This window comes from Micromonospora sp. 4G55, from assembly GCF_016803375.1.
In genome coordinates, this window is record NZ_JAEVHN010000067.1 from 1 (window position 1) to 17179 (window position 17179).

At 74.2% G+C, this 17179-nt stretch carries 14 protein-coding genes, 3 pseudogenes and 1 riboswitch; of the genes and pseudogenes, 6 read left to right on the plus strand and 11 right to left on the minus strand.

What is annotated here, in order from left to right:
* Together JNW89_RS08775 and JNW89_RS08780 are read left to right on the plus strand one after the other, a co-directional pair.
* Positions 1-1699, plus strand: a pseudogene (locus JNW89_RS08775) (hypothetical protein); the annotation flags it as partial.
* A gap of 163 nt (positions 1700-1862) precedes the next feature.
* Complete coding sequence (locus JNW89_RS08780; protein WP_238448481.1) at positions 1863-4571, plus strand: cellulose binding domain-containing protein; 2709 nt, start codon at positions 1863-1865, stop codon at positions 4569-4571.
* A 105-nt stretch (positions 4572-4676) separates the two neighbouring features.
* Here JNW89_RS08780 and JNW89_RS08785 read toward each other — a convergent pair whose 3' ends face one another.
* Together JNW89_RS08785 and JNW89_RS08790 are read right to left on the minus strand one after the other, a co-directional pair.
* Positions 4677-4835 (minus strand): hypothetical protein, encoded by a 159-nt coding sequence (locus JNW89_RS08785; RefSeq protein WP_238448482.1) that lies wholly within the window; start codon positions 4833-4835, stop codon positions 4677-4679.
* A gap of 362 nt (positions 4836-5197) precedes the next feature.
* The gene (locus JNW89_RS08790; RefSeq protein ID WP_238448483.1) at positions 5198-5341 is read right to left on the minus strand and encodes a hypothetical protein; all 144 of its coding nucleotides are present in this window, start codon (positions 5339-5341) and stop codon (positions 5198-5200) included.
* A 335-nt stretch (positions 5342-5676) separates the two neighbouring features.
* Between JNW89_RS08790 and JNW89_RS08795 the strand changes: the two genes are divergently transcribed.
* Positions 5677-6045, plus strand: a complete 369-nt coding sequence (locus JNW89_RS08795; RefSeq protein ID WP_088960906.1) for an STAS domain-containing protein — start codon at positions 5677-5679, stop codon at positions 6043-6045.
* A 31-nt stretch (positions 6046-6076) separates the two neighbouring features.
* Here JNW89_RS08795 and surE read toward each other — a convergent pair whose 3' ends face one another.
* Both surE and JNW89_RS08805 read right to left on the minus strand, forming a co-directional pair.
* Complete coding sequence (surE, locus tag JNW89_RS08800; RefSeq protein WP_238448484.1) at positions 6077-6901, minus strand: 5'/3'-nucleotidase SurE; 825 nt, start codon at positions 6899-6901, stop codon at positions 6077-6079.
* A 138-nt stretch (positions 6902-7039) separates the two neighbouring features.
* Positions 7040-7873 carry a PfkB family carbohydrate kinase gene (locus JNW89_RS08805; RefSeq protein WP_375155064.1) on the minus strand — a complete coding sequence of 278 codons (834 nt, stop codon included), beginning with the start codon at positions 7871-7873 and terminating at the stop codon, positions 7040-7042.
* Positions 7874-8012: 139 nt separating this feature from the next.
* On the opposite strand from JNW89_RS08805, the gene JNW89_RS08810 reads away from it, so the two are divergent.
* Entirely contained in the window at positions 8013-8480 is a 468-nt protein-coding gene (locus JNW89_RS08810) for an SRPBCC family protein (protein WP_238448485.1), read from the plus strand.
* Positions 8481-8495: 15 nt separating this feature from the next.
* Here JNW89_RS08810 and JNW89_RS08815 read toward each other — a convergent pair whose 3' ends face one another.
* The 5 genes and pseudogenes from JNW89_RS08815 to JNW89_RS08835 all read right to left on the minus strand — a co-directional run.
* A complete protein-coding gene (locus JNW89_RS08815; RefSeq protein WP_238448486.1) occupies positions 8496-8999 on the minus strand; it encodes a hypothetical protein in 504 nt (167 codons plus the stop codon).
* Positions 9000-9116: 117 nt separating this feature from the next.
* Positions 9117-10178, minus strand: coding sequence for a hypothetical protein (locus JNW89_RS08820; protein ID WP_238448487.1), 1062 nt, complete (start codon positions 10176-10178; stop codon positions 9117-9119).
* Between the two features lie 4 nt (positions 10179-10182).
* Positions 10183-10314, minus strand: a riboswitch (cyclic di-AMP (ydaO/yuaA leader).
* A 141-nt stretch (positions 10315-10455) separates the two neighbouring features.
* Positions 10456-11370 (minus strand): cation diffusion facilitator family transporter, encoded by a 915-nt coding sequence (locus tag JNW89_RS08825; protein ID WP_238448488.1) that lies wholly within the window; start codon positions 11368-11370, stop codon positions 10456-10458.
* 200 nt (positions 11371-11570) lie between these two features.
* Positions 11571-13688 (minus strand): AAA family ATPase, encoded by a 2118-nt coding sequence (locus JNW89_RS08830; RefSeq protein ID WP_238448489.1) that lies wholly within the window; start codon positions 13686-13688, stop codon positions 11571-11573.
* Between the two features lie 306 nt (positions 13689-13994).
* Positions 13995-14894: pseudogene (locus JNW89_RS08835) on the minus strand (alpha/beta fold hydrolase); the annotation flags it as partial.
* Between the two features lie 148 nt (positions 14895-15042).
* Between JNW89_RS08835 and JNW89_RS08840 the strand changes: the two are divergent.
* The gene (locus JNW89_RS08840; RefSeq protein WP_238448490.1) at positions 15043-15849 is read left to right on the plus strand and encodes a carbonic anhydrase; all 807 of its coding nucleotides are present in this window, start codon (positions 15043-15045) and stop codon (positions 15847-15849) included.
* On the opposite strand, the gene JNW89_RS08845 is transcribed toward JNW89_RS08840, so the two are convergent.
* Positions 15764-16093, minus strand: a complete 330-nt coding sequence (locus JNW89_RS08845; RefSeq protein ID WP_088960914.1) for a hypothetical protein — start codon at positions 16091-16093, stop codon at positions 15764-15766. The genes JNW89_RS08840 and JNW89_RS08845 overlap by 86 nt on opposite strands.
* A 317-nt stretch (positions 16094-16410) precedes the next feature.
* Between JNW89_RS08845 and JNW89_RS08850 the strand changes: the two genes are divergently transcribed.
* The gene (locus JNW89_RS08850) at positions 16411-16902 is read left to right on the plus strand and encodes a DUF3145 domain-containing protein (protein ID WP_088960915.1); all 492 of its coding nucleotides are present in this window, start codon (positions 16411-16413) and stop codon (positions 16900-16902) included.
* A gap of 174 nt (positions 16903-17076) precedes the next feature.
* On the opposite strand, the pseudogene JNW89_RS38625 reads toward JNW89_RS08850, so the two are convergent.
* Positions 17077-17160 (minus strand): annotated as a pseudogene (locus JNW89_RS38625) (histidine kinase N-terminal domain-containing protein); the annotation flags it as partial.
* Positions 17161-17179 lie beyond the last annotated feature (19 nt).

The window sequence follows — 17179 nt, forward strand, 5'->3', positions numbered from 1 at the left end:
GCGGGTTGCCCGGCACGAGTGGACCCTCGTGGTGCTCGCGTCACTGCCGCTGTCCGCCGCGCTGACCTGGCCGACGCTGCGCGACCCGGCCGGCACCCCTCCCGCAGGACACCGGCGACCCGACCCTGCAGGCGTGGCAGGTCGCCTGGGGCGGGCACGCGCTGCGCACCGACCCGGCCCACCTCTGGCACTCGAACACGTTCTTTCCCGAGCCGTACACCTACGCCTACTCCGACACCCTGCTGGGCTTCGCCCCGTTCGCGCTGGTCGGCGAGGGGCCGGTGGCCGCCGTCGTCCGCTACAACCTGCTCTACGTGCTGGTGCACGCGCTCGCCTTCGTCGGGGCCTACGCGCTGTCGCGGCAGTTGGGGGCCGGACGGGCCGGGGCGGCGGTGGCCGGGGCGTCGTTCGCGTACGCGCCGTGGAAGCTGGCCCAGGCTGGGCACCTGCACGTGCTCGGCATCGGCGGGGTGGCCCTCGCGCTGGCCATGCTGGCCCGGGGCCACGGCTGGTCGCTGCGCCACGGGTACCGGCCCGACCGGGTCCGTCCGGGCTGGGCGGGGGCCGGCTGGGCGGTCGCCGCCTGGCAGGTCACCCTGGGCTTCGGCATCGGCCTGCCGTTCGCGTACGTCCTGGGTCTGCTCGGCCTCGCCGTCGCCGGGGCGTACGCCGTCACCTGGTGGCGGCGCCGGTCCCGGCCGGCGGTTCCGCGCGGCCTGCTCCTGGCCGATCTGGCCGGGTCACCGGGTTCGCCGGGGTGAGCCTGCTGATGGCGGCGCCGTACCTGGAGGTGGTGGCCCGCCATCCGGCCGGCCGGCGAACGGCCGCGCAGGTGGCGATGTTCTCCCCGCCGGCCCGTGGTTTCCTGACGGCGCCGACGGAGTCGTGGCTGTGGGGGCGAGCGGCACGGCGCGGAACGGGCGACGCTCGGCTTCCCGGGAGAGATGACCCTGCTGCCCGGCGTGGTGCTGATCGCGCTGGCGGTGGCCGGGCTGGTCTTCTCGGCCTGGCGGGTGTGGCAGCGGGTCGCGTTGGCCGCCGGGGTGCTGGTCAGCCTCGCCCTCGCGGCGGGGACCAGTTTCGGCGGCGACGGCGACCCGGGCTACCTGACCCTGATGCGGCACCTGCCGGGCTGGGACGCCCTGCGCACCCCGGGCCGGCTGGTGCTCTGGACGACGCTGCTGCTGGGCGTGCTGGCCGCCGGGGCGCTGACGGTCCGGGAGTCGCCGCCGGCCGGGGCCGGTCGCAGGGACTGGCGTCGGTGGGGGCGGGTGGCGCTGGTGCTCCCGGCGCTGCTGGTGCTGGCGGAGGGGGTGAACCGGACCCCGCACGTGCCGGTGCCGGCGCAGCCGGTGGCGTTGCGCGGCGTCGCGGGCCCGGTGCTGGTGCTGCCGCTGGGCGGCATCCGCGACTACCACGTGATGCTCTGGTCGACGACGGCTTCCCGTCCACGGTCAACGGGCTGGCCTCGTTCACTCCGGACAGTCAGCAGCGGATCCGCGCGGCCGGCACGGGTTTCCCGGACGCCGGGTCGGTGGCGTACCTGCGGGCGGCCGGCGTGCGCACGGTGGTGCTGCTGCCGCGGTACGCGACCGGCACGCCGTGGCAGGGCGCGGCGGCCCGTCCGGTCGAGGGGCTGGGGGTCCACCGCGAGCGGGTCGGCGACGCGGTGGTCTACCACCTCGACCGGGCGAGCTGACTGGGAGCGCTTCCACAGAGGCCGCCGCAGCGGTTAGGGTGAATGTGCCTCGGCAAGCGGGAGCCAGCGTGCCGGCGGGGAGCCAGGGCAGCTCTTCGCGCCCGTCGACGTCCCCGGGACGTCGCGTCCCCACCACCCTGGCAATCCCCGAGAGGAACCGCAGATGCGGAGAAGTCTCGCCGGCGCGGTCACGTCCGTGCTCGCCGCCGCCACGGCCGTCGTGGCCGTGCAGTTCACCGTCGCACCGTCCACCCCGGCCGCGGCGGCCGCCGCCGAGCCGTACAGCTGGCGCAACGTCCGGGTCGACGGCGGCGGCTTCGTCCCCGGCATCGTCTTCAACCAGACCGAGAAGAACCTGATCTACGCCCGCACCGACATCGGCGGCGCGTACCGCTGGGAGCAGGCCAGCCAGTCGTGGACGCCGCTGCTGGACTGGGTGGGCCCGGACCGGTGGGGCTACAACGGCGTGGTCAGCCTGGCCACCGACCCGGTGCAGACCAACCGGGTGTACGCGGCGGTCGGCATGTACACCAACGACTGGGACCCGAACAACGGCGCGATCCTGCGCTCCGCGGACAAGGGCGCCAGCTGGCAGGTCACCGAGCTGCCGTTCAAGAACGGCGGCAACATGCCCGGCCGGGGCATGGGGGAGCGGCTGGCCGTCGACCCCAACCGCAACAGCGTCCTGTACTACGGCGCCGAGGGCGGCAACGGCCTGTGGCGCAGCACCGACTTCGGGGCGACCTGGGCGAAGGTGGCGAACTTTCCCAACGTCGGCAACTACCGGGCCGACCCCAGCGACCCGGCCGGCTACAACGGCCAGAACCAGGGTCTGACCTGGGTGAGCTTCGACAAGAGCACCGGCACCGCCGGCACCGCCACGAAGACCATCTACGTCGGCGTGGCCGACAAGGAGAACCCGGTCTACCGCAGCACCGACGCGGGCGCCACCTGGGAACGGATCGCCGGCCAGCCCACCGGGTACCTGGCCCACAAGGGCGTCGTCGACCCGGTCGGCGGCTTCCTCTACATCGCCACCAGCGACACCGGCGGCCCGTACGACGGCGGCAAGGGCGACGTGTGGAAGTTCAACCGGGCGACCGGCGCGTGGACCCGGATCAGCCCGATCCCGTCCACCAGCGCCGACGACTACTTCGGCTACTCCGGCCTGACCATCGATCGGCAGCGGCCGAACACCCTGATGGTCGCCACCCAGGTCTCCTGGTGGCCGGACGCGATCTTCTTCCGCAGCACCGACGGCGGCGCCACCTGGACCCGGATCTGGGAGTTCGGCAGCTACCCGAACCGGACCAGGCGCTACACCATGGACGTCAGCTCGGTGCCGTGGCTGACCTTCGGCCTCAACCCGTCCCCGCCCGAGGAGACCCCGAAGCTGGGCTGGATGAACGAGTCGGTGGAGATCGACCCGTTCGACTCGAACCGCTTCCTGTACGGCACCGGCGCGACCATCTACGGCAGCACCGACCTCACCAGGTGGGACACCGGCGGGCAGTTCACCATCAAGCCGATGGTCAAGGGGCTGGAGGAGACCGCCGTCCTCGACCTGATCAGCCCGCCCTCCGGCGCGCCGCTGGTCAGCGCGCTCGGCGACATCGGCGGCTTCCGCCACACCGACCTCGCCGCGGTCCCGTCGATGATGTTCACCCAGCCGGGGTTCACCAGCACCACCAGCCTGGACTACGCCGAGACCAAGCCGGCGGTCATGGTGCGGGCCGGTAACGTCACCGACTCGGACCGGCCGGGCGACAGCCACGTCGCCTTCTCCACCGACGGCGGGGCGAACTGGTTCCAGGGCGGCGAGCCGTCCGGGGTCGACAGCGGCGGCACGGTCGCCGCGTCGGCCGACGGCAGCCAGTTCGTCTGGGCACCGGGCGATGCCGGGCAGCAGGTCGTCCGTTCGGTCGGCTTCGGCGCCTCGTGGACCGCCGCCACCGGCATCCCGGCCAACGCGGTGATCGAGTCCGACCGGGTCAACCCGAACCGGTTCTACGGCTTCAGCGGCGGCAGGTTCTACGTCAGCACCAACGGCGGGGCCAGCTTCACCGCGTCGGCCGCCACCGGGCTGCCGAGCGCCGGCAGCGTCAAGTTCAAGGCGCTGCCCGGCCGGGAGGGCGACATCTGGCTGGCCGGTGAGGGCGGACTGTGGCGCTCCACCGACGCCGGGGCCAGCTTCACCAGGCTGGGCGCCGTCAGCTCGTCGGTCAACGTCGGCTTCGGCAGGGCGGCGCCCGGGCAGACGTATCCGGCGGTGTTCCTGGTCGGCGCGGTGGACGGCAAGGCCGGCGTGTACCGCTCGGACAACGCCGGCGGCGGCTGGGTGCGGATCAACGACGACCAGCACCAGTACGGCAACGCGGGCGAGGCGCTGACCGGCGACCCCCGGGTCCACGGCCGGGTGTACCTGGGCACCAACGGGCGCGGCATCCTCGTCGCCGACCGGCTCGGCGGCACCCCGAGCCCCACCCCGACCAGCCCGACGCCGACCCCGACCTCACCCAGCCCCACTCCGACGCCGACGTCGCCGAGCCCGTCACCGACCACCCCGTCGAGCGGCTGCGCGGCCACATACCGGGTGACCGGGTCGTGGCAGGGCGGCTTCCAGGGCGAGGTGGTGGTGCGCAACTCCGGCACCGCGCCGATCGCCGGCTGGACGCTGGGCTGGACCTTCGCCGACGGGCAGCAGGTCACCCAGCTCTGGGGCGGCTCGTACACCCAGACCGGCGCCGCCGTGTCGGTCCGGGACGCCGGCTGGAACGGCGCGCTCGGCGCCGGCGCCACCACCAGCGTCGGCTTCCTCGGCAGCTCGAGCGGCAGCACCGGCGTACCGGCGGTCACCTGCACCAGCCGCTGACCCGGCCGGCGCGACCGACCGTGCCACGCGACGTGGCGGTGCCCGGAGTCCCGGACACCGCCACGTCGTTCTGATCCAACCGGGCAGTCCCCGGCGTGCCGTCGGTCAGCCGTCGAGGCCGACCGGTGAGTTCGGCCGGTCCACGTCGACGAACTCGATGTCGTCGACGGCCCGACCGTCCCGGCTGCCGGCGGCCCGCGCGGCGTCCCGGCGGCCCAACCGATCGCGGCCCCGACCAGCGCCGCGCTGATCAGCAGCGTCCACGGCAGGGCCGGACGGCGCCCGGCGAGCGCGTCGAAGGCGAGTGTGGCCCGACGCCGGGCCTCGTCGGCCGCCGAGCCCACCAGGTCACCGGCGTCGGAAAGGTGGGTGCCGCCGCGGACCGACCGCGCCGTGTCCCGCACGCTGTCACCGGCAGAACCGACCGCCGAGACCAGCTGCTGCCAGGCCTGGTCGGCGATCCGCTCCGGCTTGCTGCGGCGCTCCAGCAGGTTGCTGCCGAACATGGGTACCTCCTCGGGGTGCCGAAGTCTACGGCCACTTCGGACGTCGACGTCTGCGGCGCGTCACGGTCGCCTGTCCCGCCAGTGCCCATCCGGGACGCGCCGCAAACCCGGGTCGGAACCTCAGCGGACCATGACCACCGCGACGCCGCGGGCGAAATCGTCATCGTCATCGTCATCGTCGTCGTCCCCGCCGCCGAAGCCGCAGGCCAGTACGAGAGCGAGCAGCGCGCCGACACCGGCCAGGCCGAGCAGTCTCTTGAGCATCGATCGTTCCTTCCGTCGTGGTGGAACCCTCGCCCGCCGACCCTAGGCGGGTCGGGCAACACCGGAGGATCGGCGCGCACCGGGGCTCGCCGGGCGAGCCGGGTACGGAAACGACTGGACCGGGGTCGCTACCCTGGGTCGGTTGGAGCGGCCGAACCCGGTCGCTCGTTGGAATGAACGGGACCAGGAACAACTCGGGGGAAAACGGTCCGGTCCGTCCGGATCCGCGAATTGCTCACCCCGGGGGGTGGCGACCGAGGCCGTCGGAGGAATACTCTCGGTCGCGGCCCGCGTACTGATGAGGCGCCCGTTGACGGGCGAGTGGAGGTGCTCGCGTGAGCCTGTCGATCGTGAAGTCGGTTCTGCCGGGTGGTGTCATGGAGATCGCTCCGCGAGGGGAGATCGACGTCGACACCGCGTACGAGGTGCGTGAGGCGATCGCCGAGGTGCTCGCGAAGGGCCGTCCGTCCCGGATCGAGCTGAACATGCGACTCGTCACCTTCATCGACTCCGTCGGCATCAGCGCCATGGTGGCCGGGTTCCAGACGGCCGAGGTGAGCGGCGTCAAGCTGGTGGTCACCGAGCCCAGCCGGTTCGTCCACCGGCAGCTCTGGGTCACCGGCCTGCTCGGCCTCTTCGGCGCGCCGGAGCCCTACTTCGCCGGCCATGCGGCCCCGACCCCCGAGGTCCTCCCCGGCGCCTGACGCCGGCACCGCCGGCCCCCACGTGGCGCGGTCAGTCGCCGCCCAGACCGGAGAGGTCCACGTCGGCGACCTCGGTGACCGCCCGGACGGCGGTGACGGAGGCGTACCCGGCGGCCAGCAGGGCCAGGTCGGTGCCGGGCTGCACGGCCTGCCCCGGCTCCTCCAGCGAGGTCCGTACGAAGCCGTGCCCGGACTCGGCCACCGTCATCTGCACCTGGCCGAAGCTGGCCAGGGTGCCCCGCCGCACGCCGCGCAGCCGCCCGTGCGGCAGGTCCGGGGCGTTGACATTGAGCACGCTCTCCACCGGCCCGGCGGTCAGCCGGGGCAGCAGGTCCAGCGCCACCCGGGCGGCGGTGTCCCAGTGCCGCTCCGCGTCGCGTACCCGGGCGGCGGCGGAGACCGCGGCCCCGCCGCTGACGGCGGTGGCCTCGCCGACGGAGAGCACGTCCAGCGAGACGGCCATGGCGCGGCAGCCGTTGGCGGCGGCGGTGAAGGCCGCGCCGACCGTGCCGGAGTGCAGCACCGCCCGGCCGGCGTTGGCGCCCCGGTTGATCCCGGAGAGCAGCACCGTCGGCGGCGGCCCGAAGGCCCCGTGCACGGCGATCAGCGCGATGAAGCCGGGCGACCCGCCGACCCCGTACGCGGGCACCCCGGGCAGCTCCGGCAGCGGATGGTCGCGCACCACCACGTGCCCCTCCCGCTCCACGGCGGTCATCGAGGCGCTCGTGCCGCTCGCCTCCTCCAGCGGAGCGGCCACCACCACGTCCAGGCCACGCTCGGCCGCCGCCCGGGCCAGCGCCAGGATGCCCGGCGCGGCGATCCCGTCGTCGTTGGTGACCAGCACCCGCAGCGTCACCGGTCCACCGCCCGGTCGGCCAGCTCGTCCGGGGTGGTCCGCTCCTGCGGCCGGCTGCGGCCGGCACCAGGCGGACCCGGTCGACCAGGCCGGCGATGGTGTCCAGCCGGCCGGTGCCCAGCCCGTGCCGGGTGACGTTCAGCGCCCCGGCCGCCGCGCCGGTGCGGATCGCGGTACGCACGTCGCCGCCGCCGGCGACCACGGCGCCACCCCGGCGGTCATCGAGTCGCCGGCCCCGCGCGGGTCGGCCGCCTCCAGCCGGGGCATCTCCACCTCGAACACCTCCCCGTCGACCAGGGCGAGCGCCGGCCGGTCGGCCCGGCTGACCACCACGTTCTCGGCGCCGGAGGCGTGCAGGTCGTACATGGCGCGGGTGAGTTCGTCCTCCTCCGCGCCGGTGGACCGCCCGTCGGCGATCAGCTCCTCGTGGCTGACCTTGAGGAAGAACACCCCGCTGGCCAGCACGGCGGTCAGGTGCTCGCCGGCGAGGTCCACCACCACCCGGCCGCCGTTGGCGCCCAGGTCGGCGGCGAAGCGGCGGTAGAGGTCGGCCGGGACGAGCGAGGGTTCGTTGGGGCCGCTGAGCACGCTCACCGGGGCCCGCAGCCCCTCACCGAGCGAGAGGTTGTAGAGCTCGTCCAGCTCGTGCCGGCTCAGCGGCGCGCCGACCACGTCGACGATCTCGTGCCGGGTGCCGTCGCGCCGGTCGTGCACGTAGCCGCCGCTGCACGAGTCGCGCCGCACCACCCGCAGGTCCACCCCCTCGGTGGCCAGCAGCGGCTCCAGCACCTGCCCGAGCTCGCCGCCGAGCGTCGTGCAGAGCACCACCGGCACCCCCAGCGACATGATCATCCGGGCCTGCCAGACGCCCTGCCCGCCCGGGTGCAGGTGCAGTTCCGGCTGGTCGCTGGGCTGGTCGACGGTCACCGTCAGCCGTGGCGTCGGAGCGAAGACCATCACGTGCCCGCTCATCCGTCGTACCCGTCCATGCCCCGCCTCCCGTGGCCGTCGCCGGCCGGATTCCCCGCCGGGGCACCGTCATGCCGCCTGCGATTGCCAGCCCGGCCGTCGTACGGGACGATCGGGCGACCGACGAGGGGTGGAGGGTGGAGTGGTCCGGCGGGAGTCGTTCAGCTACACGGTGCAGGCGCGCTGCTCACGGGCGGACGCGGTGGCGCTGTTGAGCGATCCCGCCCGGCAGGAGGAGCTGCATCCGCTGATCGTCCGGGTGCGCCGGCTGCCGACCCGTCCGGGCGCGCGGGCCAGCTACGCCATCACCGACCGGCTGGAGCTGGGGCCGCTGCGGTTCCCGGTCACCTACCAGGCCGACGTCCTGGTGGTCTCCGACGACGAGATCGTCACGGTGGCCCGGCAGCAGCCCGGCACGACCGTGCGCAACCACACCCGGCTCCAGGAGGAGGGCGACGTGCTGCGGATCGACGTGGAGATCACCCTCTCCGCGCCGGCGCCGCTGTTCGGGTACGCGTTCCGCCAGGCCCGGGCCGCGCACCTGGGCCTGGCCAGCCGGCTCGGCCCGGTGCTGGACCGGAAGGCCGACGGCGGCCCGGTCCCGAGCTGACCCCCCCCGGTCCAGTCAGCGGCGGCCGGCGGGTGCCGCCGTCCGGCGGGGCGGCGGGACAGCCCGGCGGTTGCGGCCCCACGGCTTCCAGGTGGAGATCACGGTCATGGTGACCAGCAGGCCGGTGGAGACCGCGGGGGCGACCACCACGTCGATGCGCTGGTGCGCGGTGGCGTCCGGTCCGGCGGCGGCGCGCAGGTTCGGCGTCAGCGCGAAGAGCACCAGGCCGATCATCACCGTGGTGAGCACCAGCTTGACCACCACCCAACGCCAGCGCAGCAGTCCCCAGGGGGTCAGCAGCGCGCTGGTCACGCCGACCACCCAGACCAGCACGCTCAGCGGCGCGAAGAGCCAGGTCGCGACCAGCGCCGCCGCCGGGTAGACCACCTCCGGGTCGGCGCCGCGCAGCCCGGCGATGCCGAGGGTGAGCAGCACGAGGTCCGCGCCGAGCCAGCCCAGCGCGGTCACCAGGTGCAGGGTGAGCAGGGTCTTGCGGCCGTCGGGGGAGAGTCGGGTCATGCCTTGATGCTCGCCCGGCCGTCGCGCTGCGTCGTGGGCCGGTCGACGACATCCCGGGTACGTCGACGCGCGTACGACGGGGCCCGTCCGCCTCGGACGGGCCCCGCCGCGGGTCGGTCAGTAGACCGACAGGTGCACGTGGTTGGTGTGGTCGCTGGACGGGTCCCCGCCGGCCCCGCTGTACGACTTCCACCCGCTGCTGGGCAGCCAGATCTGCCGGTACCAGATCACGTAGAGCACGGCGAGCCGGTCGGAGTTGCGGATGAAGTACGCGGCCAGGTTGTTGCCGTACGTCTTGTCGCCGCCGGTCGCGTCGCCGCCGAAGCCGCTCTTCTGCGCCGCGAAGTCGCAGGCCCGGCCCTTGGGGTGCTCGCCGGAGCCGCTGGGGCGGTAGCAGGAGACGTACCGGGTGAAGCCGGCCGCCTGAGCCTGCTGCAGCGCGTTGAGCATGCGCGGGGTGATGCAGCCGTTGGCCGGGGTGGGGTCGTTGACGCTGCACGACTCCGACGGCCAGGAGCCGTCGGGGTTGCGCGGCGCCGCCTTGGCGTTGGCGGTGGAGGTCCCCGCGTTGGAGCCGCCGCCGGCGCTGGCGGCGGGCTTGTCGGCGGCGGCCACCGCCAGGGCCCGTTCGGCCTGCTGCTTGCGCTTGGCCATCACCGCGACCTGCTTGCGCTGCTCGACGAGCTCCTTGTCGAGCGCGCCCCGGGTGCGGGTGGCCTCGTCGCGGGTCCGGATCAGGTTGCGCAGCTCCCGGTCCTCGTTGGAAGCCACCGTCTCCAGCGCCGCCGCCCGGTCCAGGAAGCCTTCCGGGCTGGAGCTGTTGAGCAGCGCCGACACCGGCCCGAGTCGCCCGGTCCGGTACGCCACGCCGGCGATCTCGCCGACCTTGCCCTGCCGGACGGTCAGCTCCGACTCCATCGTCTTGAGCTGGTTGTTGAGTTCCTGCTGCCGCTTGGTGGAGCGTTCCAGCGCGGCCTTGGCGTCGATCCAGCCCTTGCTGGCTGCGTCGAGCTGGGCGCGCAGTGCCGGGGTGCCGCCCTCCTCGTCGTTGCCGGGGGCGGCGGCGAGCCCGGTGGCGGGGGGAGCGGCCGTCGCCGGGACCGGCGCGGACGACACCCCGAGGGCGAGCGTCGCGACGACCGCGGCCACCAGCCGTGCGGTGGTACGTCGTACGTGCATGCACATGTCCTTCCGTCAGCCGCCGACCGGGTTAGCTGACGGGTTCGGGACGGAAGATCCCTACCGCTGACGCGGATGCACCCCACGAACATGGTTCCCCGGCTCGCCCTGGCAGGCGATTAGGCGACGGCCACCGCCGGCACCGGAGGGTGCCGCCTGGCGGAGGCCGGGACCGAGCCTACCGGTACGGGTGTGACACCCGCCCGTTTCGTGACTGAGGGTACTGGAGTGAATCGTGGTGTAGGTGGCACAACCGGACAATAGGTGTCCGATTTTGTCACCACTCGACCTGCCCACAGGCGCCGGGGGCGGCCCCCGGCTCGATCTGGAGGGTGGCGTGCTCGATGTGGAAGTCCTCGTGCAGGGCGGTGCGGGCGGCGGCGAGCACCGTGCCGACCTCGGCGCCGGGGACCATGGTGAGGTGGGCGGAGGCGACCTCCATGCCGGAGGTGAGCGTCCAGACGTGCAGGTCGTGCACCTCGGCGACGCCGGGGACGGCGGTCAGCCGGTCGTGCACGGCGGTCACCTGGAGATGCTCCGGGGCGGCCTGGACCAGGATGCGCACCGCCGCGCGGCCGAGCCGCCAGGTGCGGGGAAGGATGAACAGGCCGATCGCGACCGCCACCGCCGGGTCGGCCCACCACCAGCCGGTGCCGGCGATGAGCAGCGCGGCCCCGATCACGCCCAGCGAGCCGAGCAGGTCGCCGAGCACCTCCAGGTACGCCCCGCGCAGGTTGATGCTCTCCCGCGCCCCCTCGCGCAGCAGCGCGAACGCGACGAGGTTGGCCAGCAGGCCGAGCACCGCCACCGCCAGCATCGGCCCGGTCCGCACCTCCGGCGGGTCGCCGAACCGGCGGACCGCCTCGATCAGCACGTAGATCGCCACCCCGCTGAGCAGGGCGGCGTTGGCGAGCGCGGCCAGCACCTCGAGCCGGTAGAGCCCGAAGGTGCGCTGCGGGTCCCGGTCGCCGTGCCGGGTGGCGGTGATGGCGGCCAGCGCCATGCCGATGCCGAGCACGTCGGTGAACATGTGCCCGGCGTCGGAGAGCAGGGCCAGCGAGCCGGTGCCGAACGCGGTGACCGCCTCGACCACCATCAGCGCGGCGAGCAACGCGAAGGCCGCCCAGAGCCGCCCCCGGTGCCGGTGCGCCGCGTTCGAGACCGACCCGTGGTGGTCATGACCTGCGCCCACGCCCACACCCTCCGTCGCCCCGCCGGCCCGAACCCAATCTATGCTCACATCGCTATGTATGCAACTAACCCCCACGGCCATGCCGCGCCCGCACTTTCCGAGAAAGCGTGGCTATTTTGCGCTCCGAGGCCCCTTCTTCTCTGAAAGTGCGCGGTCCGCGGCGACGCGGGAGCGGCTTGACGGCCGGGGTGGGGCGGGGGTCAGGGTGTGGGGTCGATGGTGGTGAGGCGCTGGGTGGCGCGGGAGAGGGCGACGTAGAGGGTGCGCACGCCCGAGCCGGGGTCGGCCCGGATCTCGCTCGGGGCGATGAGCACGACGCCGTCGTACTCCATGCCCTTGGCCTGGAGGCTGGTCACCACCTGGAGCCGGGAGCCGCCGTGCCCGTCCAGCCAGCCGGCCACCTCGTCGCGGCGCGGCACCGGCGTGATCACGCCGACCGTGCCCTCCACCTCGGTGAGCAGCGCGTCCACCGCCTGCACGGTCGCCGCCGGCAGCCCGTCGGCGGCGACGGTCAGCGCGACCGGCTCCACGCCGGTGGAGCGGACCGCCGTCGGCAGCTGCAGGTCGGGGTAGAGCCGGCGGATCTCCGCCGCCGCCACCGCGAAGATCTCCGCTGAGTTGCGGTAGTTCGTGGTCAGCGCGAAGCGGTGCCGCCGGCGCCGGCCGAGCGCCTGGTCCCGGGCCCGGTCCAGCTCCTGCGGGTCACCGGTCCAGGCGGTCTGCGCCGGGTCGCCCACCACGGTCCAGGAGGCGAGCCGGCCGCGCCGGCCGACCATCCGCCACTGCATCGGCGAGACGTCCTGCGACTCGTCCACCACCACGTGCGCGTAGTCGCGGTAGTCCTCCGGGCGTTCCCGGGCCGCCGCCCGGGCGGCCCGCTGCCGGTCGGCGAACGTGCTCAGCTCGCGCACGCCGCCGGCCAACTGGTACGGGTCGCGCTTGGCCCGGGCCCGCTGCACCGGCTTGCCGAGCAGCGCGTCCAGCTCGTCGAGCAGGGCGATGTCGGCCACCGTCAGCCCCTGCGCGTCCAGCACCCGGTACGCCTCGACCAGCAGCGCGGTCTCCGCCCGGGACAGGATGCCGCCGGCGTACCGGCGCAGCCGCTCCGGCCGGGCCAGCCAGCCCAGCACGTGCCGCGGGGTGCAGCCGGGGCCACCACGCCTTGAGGAACTCGCGGAACTCCGGCCGTCGATGATCTCGTCCTCGAAGGCGCGCTGCTCCGGCAGCCGGGGGACGCCCAGCCGGCGGGCCTGGGCGTACAGCGCCGCGAGCACCGCGTCGAAGGCCACCCGCCGTACCTCGTTGCGGCGCGCGCCCCGGGACAGCGCCCGGTCCCGGACGCCGTCCAGCTCGCGGCGCTCCAGCCGGAGCAGCTCGCCCCGGTAGAGCAGGCGCAGCTCGTCCGGCCCGTCCGGCACCGCGTCGCGTACCGCCCGCTCCAGCACCTTCCGCATCCGCAGCGAGCCCTTCACCGCCGCCACCTCCGGCGGGTCGGTCCGGGTCGCCGACATGCCCGGGAAGAGCGAGCCCAGCGAGTGCAGCGTGGCGGTCTCCTCGCCGAGCGAGGGCAGCACCGAGGCGATGTACTCCACGAAGACCGAGGACGGGCCGACCACCAGGATGCCGCCGCCGGCGTACCGGCTGCGGTCGGAATAGAGCAGGTACGCCGCCCGGTGCAGCGCGACCGCCGTCTTGCCGGTGCCCGGGCCGCCGGAGACGATGGTGACCCCGGAGCCGGGGGAGCGGATCGCCTCGTCCTGCTCCCGCTGGATGGTGGCCACGATGTCGCGCATTCCCCGGCCGGTCGCCCGGGACAGGGTCGCCAGCAGGGCCCCGTCACCGACCACCGCCATCTCGGCCGGCGCCGACTCCGGGTCGAGCAGGTCGTCCTCGATCCGGGTGACCTTCTCGGCCGACGACTGGATGGTGCGTCGCCGCACCACGCCCAGCGGCTCGGCCGGGGTCGCCTGGTAGAACGCGGCGGCGGCCGGGGCGCGCCAGTCGACCACCAGCGTCTCGGCGTTCTCGCCCCGCACCCCGAGCCGCCCCACGTGCAGCACCTGGCCGGTCCGCAGGTCGAGCCGGCCGAAGACCAGCCCTTCGTGCTCGGCGTCCAGCACGTACCGTCGCTGGGCGGCGTGGAAGACCATCGCGTCCCGCTCGACCAGCGCGCCGAAGTTGCCCACCCGGGCCAGCCGGTAGCCCTCCTTCTCGGCCTGTGCCGCCGAGCGGCGCAGTTCGGCGAGGCGGGCGTACACCCGGTCGAGATGCCGCTGCTCGGCGGCGATCTCCTGCTCCAGGGTGGTCTGGTCGGTCAACGTGACGGCTCCTGTGCGACGGCGGCGGCCGGGCGCGGGCGCACGCCAGGCGGAATGAGGGTACGGGCAGCCTGCCACCCCCCTTCGGGGCCATGCCGCGTCCCGCGACGTCCGCCACCCTCCACGGGCCGCTCAGCCGGCCGGGATCGGCTCCGTCGCGCCCGTCGTCCTCGGCCCGGCGGCGGCCTTCCTCGGCCGGGTCGCGCCGATCTCGGTCGTGCCGATGTCGGTCGTGCCGCTCTCAGTCGTGCTGCTCTCCGATGTGCCGATCTCCGTGGCGCCGGCTCCCGTCGCGCCGGCTTCCGGCGGGTCGGACAGCACCCGGCGCAGCACCCCGGCCAGCGCGGCGTTCACCTCGTCCGGCCGCTCCATCATCAGCATGTGCCCGGCGCCCGGGCAGACGGTCAGCTCGGTCACCGGCAGCGCGGCGGCGATCGACTCCGCGCAGGGCGGCGGGGTGAGCCGGTCCCGGTCGCCGACCAGCGCCGCCGCCGGCAGATGGGCCAGCTCGGCCAGGGTTTCGAGCCGGTGCTGGGCGCCGATCGAGGCGCGGAACCCGCCGATCGAGCGCAGCGAGGCGCGCGCCACCGCCGAGGTGACCAGGCGGATGTCGGACGGGTCGCAGCGGTCACCGAAGAGCATCCAGCGGATGCTGGGCCGCAGCGCGCGCAGCAGCGCCCGTGGCGGGCGCCAGGAGCCGCAGCGGGCCAGCACCCCGGCGCCGGTGGTCTCGGCGATCCGGATCAACCGGGCGATGCGCGGCGACAGCCCGTAGACCGTGTGCGTGTGTCCCTCGGCAGTGGTCGAGACGAAGACCAGCCCGGCGGTACGGGCGGCGAAATGCTCGGGGTGGCGGTGGGCGTACTCCATCACGGTCATCCCGCCCATCGAGTGGCCGACCAGCACGACCCTGCCGGCCGGGGCCACCGCGTCGAGCACCGCGGCGAGGTCGTCGCCGAGCTGGGCCAGGGTCGCCGTGCGCAGGGCCATGCAGCTGGACCGGCCGTGCCCGCGGGCGTCGTAGGTCACCACCCGGACCCGCCGGCCGAAGCGGGCCGTCAGGTCGGCGAGCTGCCGGTGCCAGGCCCGCCCGTCCAGCGTCCAGCCGTGCAGCATGATCACGGTGACCTCGGCGTCCGCCGGCCCGGTCACCTCCACGTGCAGGCGCACGTCGTCGGGAAGCCGTACCTGCTGCTGCTCCGACATCGTGACCTCCCCGGGCCGTCCGGTCCCCCTCGTACCGGGGTGACCCGGCGGTAACACCGGCTACCCGTCATGACACCACGCCAACCGTGGTGGTGAGAAGATTCGCATCCCGCCCCGCGCGGCCGGATCCGTGACCAGGCTGGGGGACATGACCGGTCCGAGCACGGGAGCGGCCCGGACGCCCCGGGCCGCGCTGGCCGAGCTGCTGACCGGCAACCGCCGCTTCGTCAGCGGGCAGCCGGTGCACGGCCACGACGTCACCGCCGCCGCAGCCGTCGCCTCGGGCGACCAGCAGCCGTACGCGGTGCTGCTGGGCTGCATCGACTCGCGGGTGCCGCTGGAGGCGATCTTCGACCAGACCTTCGGGTCGATCTGCGTGATCCGCACCGGCGCGCACGTGCTGGACCGGGCGGTCTGCGGCTCCATCGAGTACGTCGTGGGCCAGCTCGGGGTGCCGCTGGTGATGGTGCTCGGCCACGAGCGGTGCGGGGCGGTCGCCTCGGCGGTGGACACCCTGCGCACCGGGGAGCGGCCGGGCGGCTCGCTGGCGTACCTGGTGGACCAGATCGCCCCGGCGGTGACCGAGGTGGGGGCGGACGACCCGCGGGCGCACCCGATGGCGGTACGCCGGCACGTGCTGCGCACGGTGGCCACGCTGCGCGCCGACCCCCTGCTCACCGGGCCGTCGCCGAGGGCCGGGTGGACGTGGTCGGCGCGGTCTACGACCTGGCCACCGGCGAGGTCACCCTCCTCGACCGCTGACCAGCCGCCGGTCCCGCCTACGGTCCCGGCCTCGCTCCCCGGGAAAGACGGAACCGCCCGCCGGGGTGACCCGACGGGCGGTTCCAGGTGGCGCTTGGGGGGAGGGCTCAGCCCTCGAAGACGCCGGCCTCGACGAGGCGCTTCTCGGTCTTGTCCCAGCCGTCGCCCGGGTGGGTGGCGGCGAGGTTGTTGATCTCGGCGCGGATCTTGGCGGCGTGGCCGGCGGCGGCCAGCACCCGGATCTCCTCGACGAAGGCGTCCGAGTCGGTGCGCAGGTGCGCGGTCTTGCCGTTGGTCAGGTTCCGCACGTAGGCGTGCTTGCCGCCGTTGAGCGGGATGAGGTACTTGAACTCGCCCAGCACGCTGAGGGCCCCACCCTGGCCAGCCTGGCCGGCCCGGACTGACGCGCGCGCGGTCTTAGAGGTGTTGCTCGCCACGGAGGTACTCCTTGCAAGACGTACGGGAGGACGGAAAACGTCCGGGGGCTGAATGCGGGAGACGCCCGGATGAGCCTCGGCCCGCGAAGATGTACGACGGCGCAGAACCGCCCACAGAACTGTACACGAACACGATGCCTGGCCGGCCACCGTGCCTGTCGGAGAGCACAACCGGGTCACCGGTCCGGGTATTTCCCCCCGGCGAATTTCCCGATTCGCTAGCGCACCATCCGTCACACCGTCATCATGTGTTGCAGGAACCACTCGGGTGGTCGAGGTCGTAGGGGAAGACGCACCTCGGTCTCCGGGAGGTCACCGTGCCAACGCGTGGCGTCGTATACGTCCACTCGACCCCGCTCGCCGTGTGCTCGCACGTCGAGTGGGCGATCGCGCGCGTCCTCGCCGCGCCGGTCAACCTGCAGTGGACGGGCCAGCCCGTCGATCCCGGCGCCCGCCGGGCCGAGTGCGGGTGGACCGGTCGCCCGGGGACGGGCGCCGAACTGGCTGCTGCCCTCCGGCAGTGGCCCATGATCCGTTTCGAGGTCACCGAGGAGCCCAGTCCGGGCGCCGACGGTGAGCGCTTCATGTACGTCCCCGGCCGTGGCCTGTTCCGCGCCACCGTCGGCGCGGCCGGCGACATCCAGCTCGGCGAGGACCGGCTGCGCAGCATCATGGCGACCGCCCGCGCCCCGGAGGCGCTGGCGCACGCCCTGGACAAGGCGCTCGGCACCGCCTGGGACGCCGAGCTGGAGCCCTACCGGTACGCCGGGGACGGCGCCCCGGTGACGCTGCTCACCCGGGTCGGCTGAGCCGGCGGCGCAGCCGGACACCCGGTGGGCGACCGGCACACCCCACCGGCCGGCCGCCCGGCTCCGGTTGCCGCCACTGGTCGGCACCGGGTTTGATGGGCCGCGTGCCGACCTCTCCGCGACGTGCCGGCCAGCGCAGTCCGGCGGCGCGGATCAGCCTCGTCTTGGTCACGGGTTGCCCGCGATCCGGTGCAGGTGGTCGATGTCGGCCGGCCGGAGCTGGGTGTGCTCCTCGGCGAGGTCGCGCAGCGTGGACACGAGACACAGCGTGCCACGC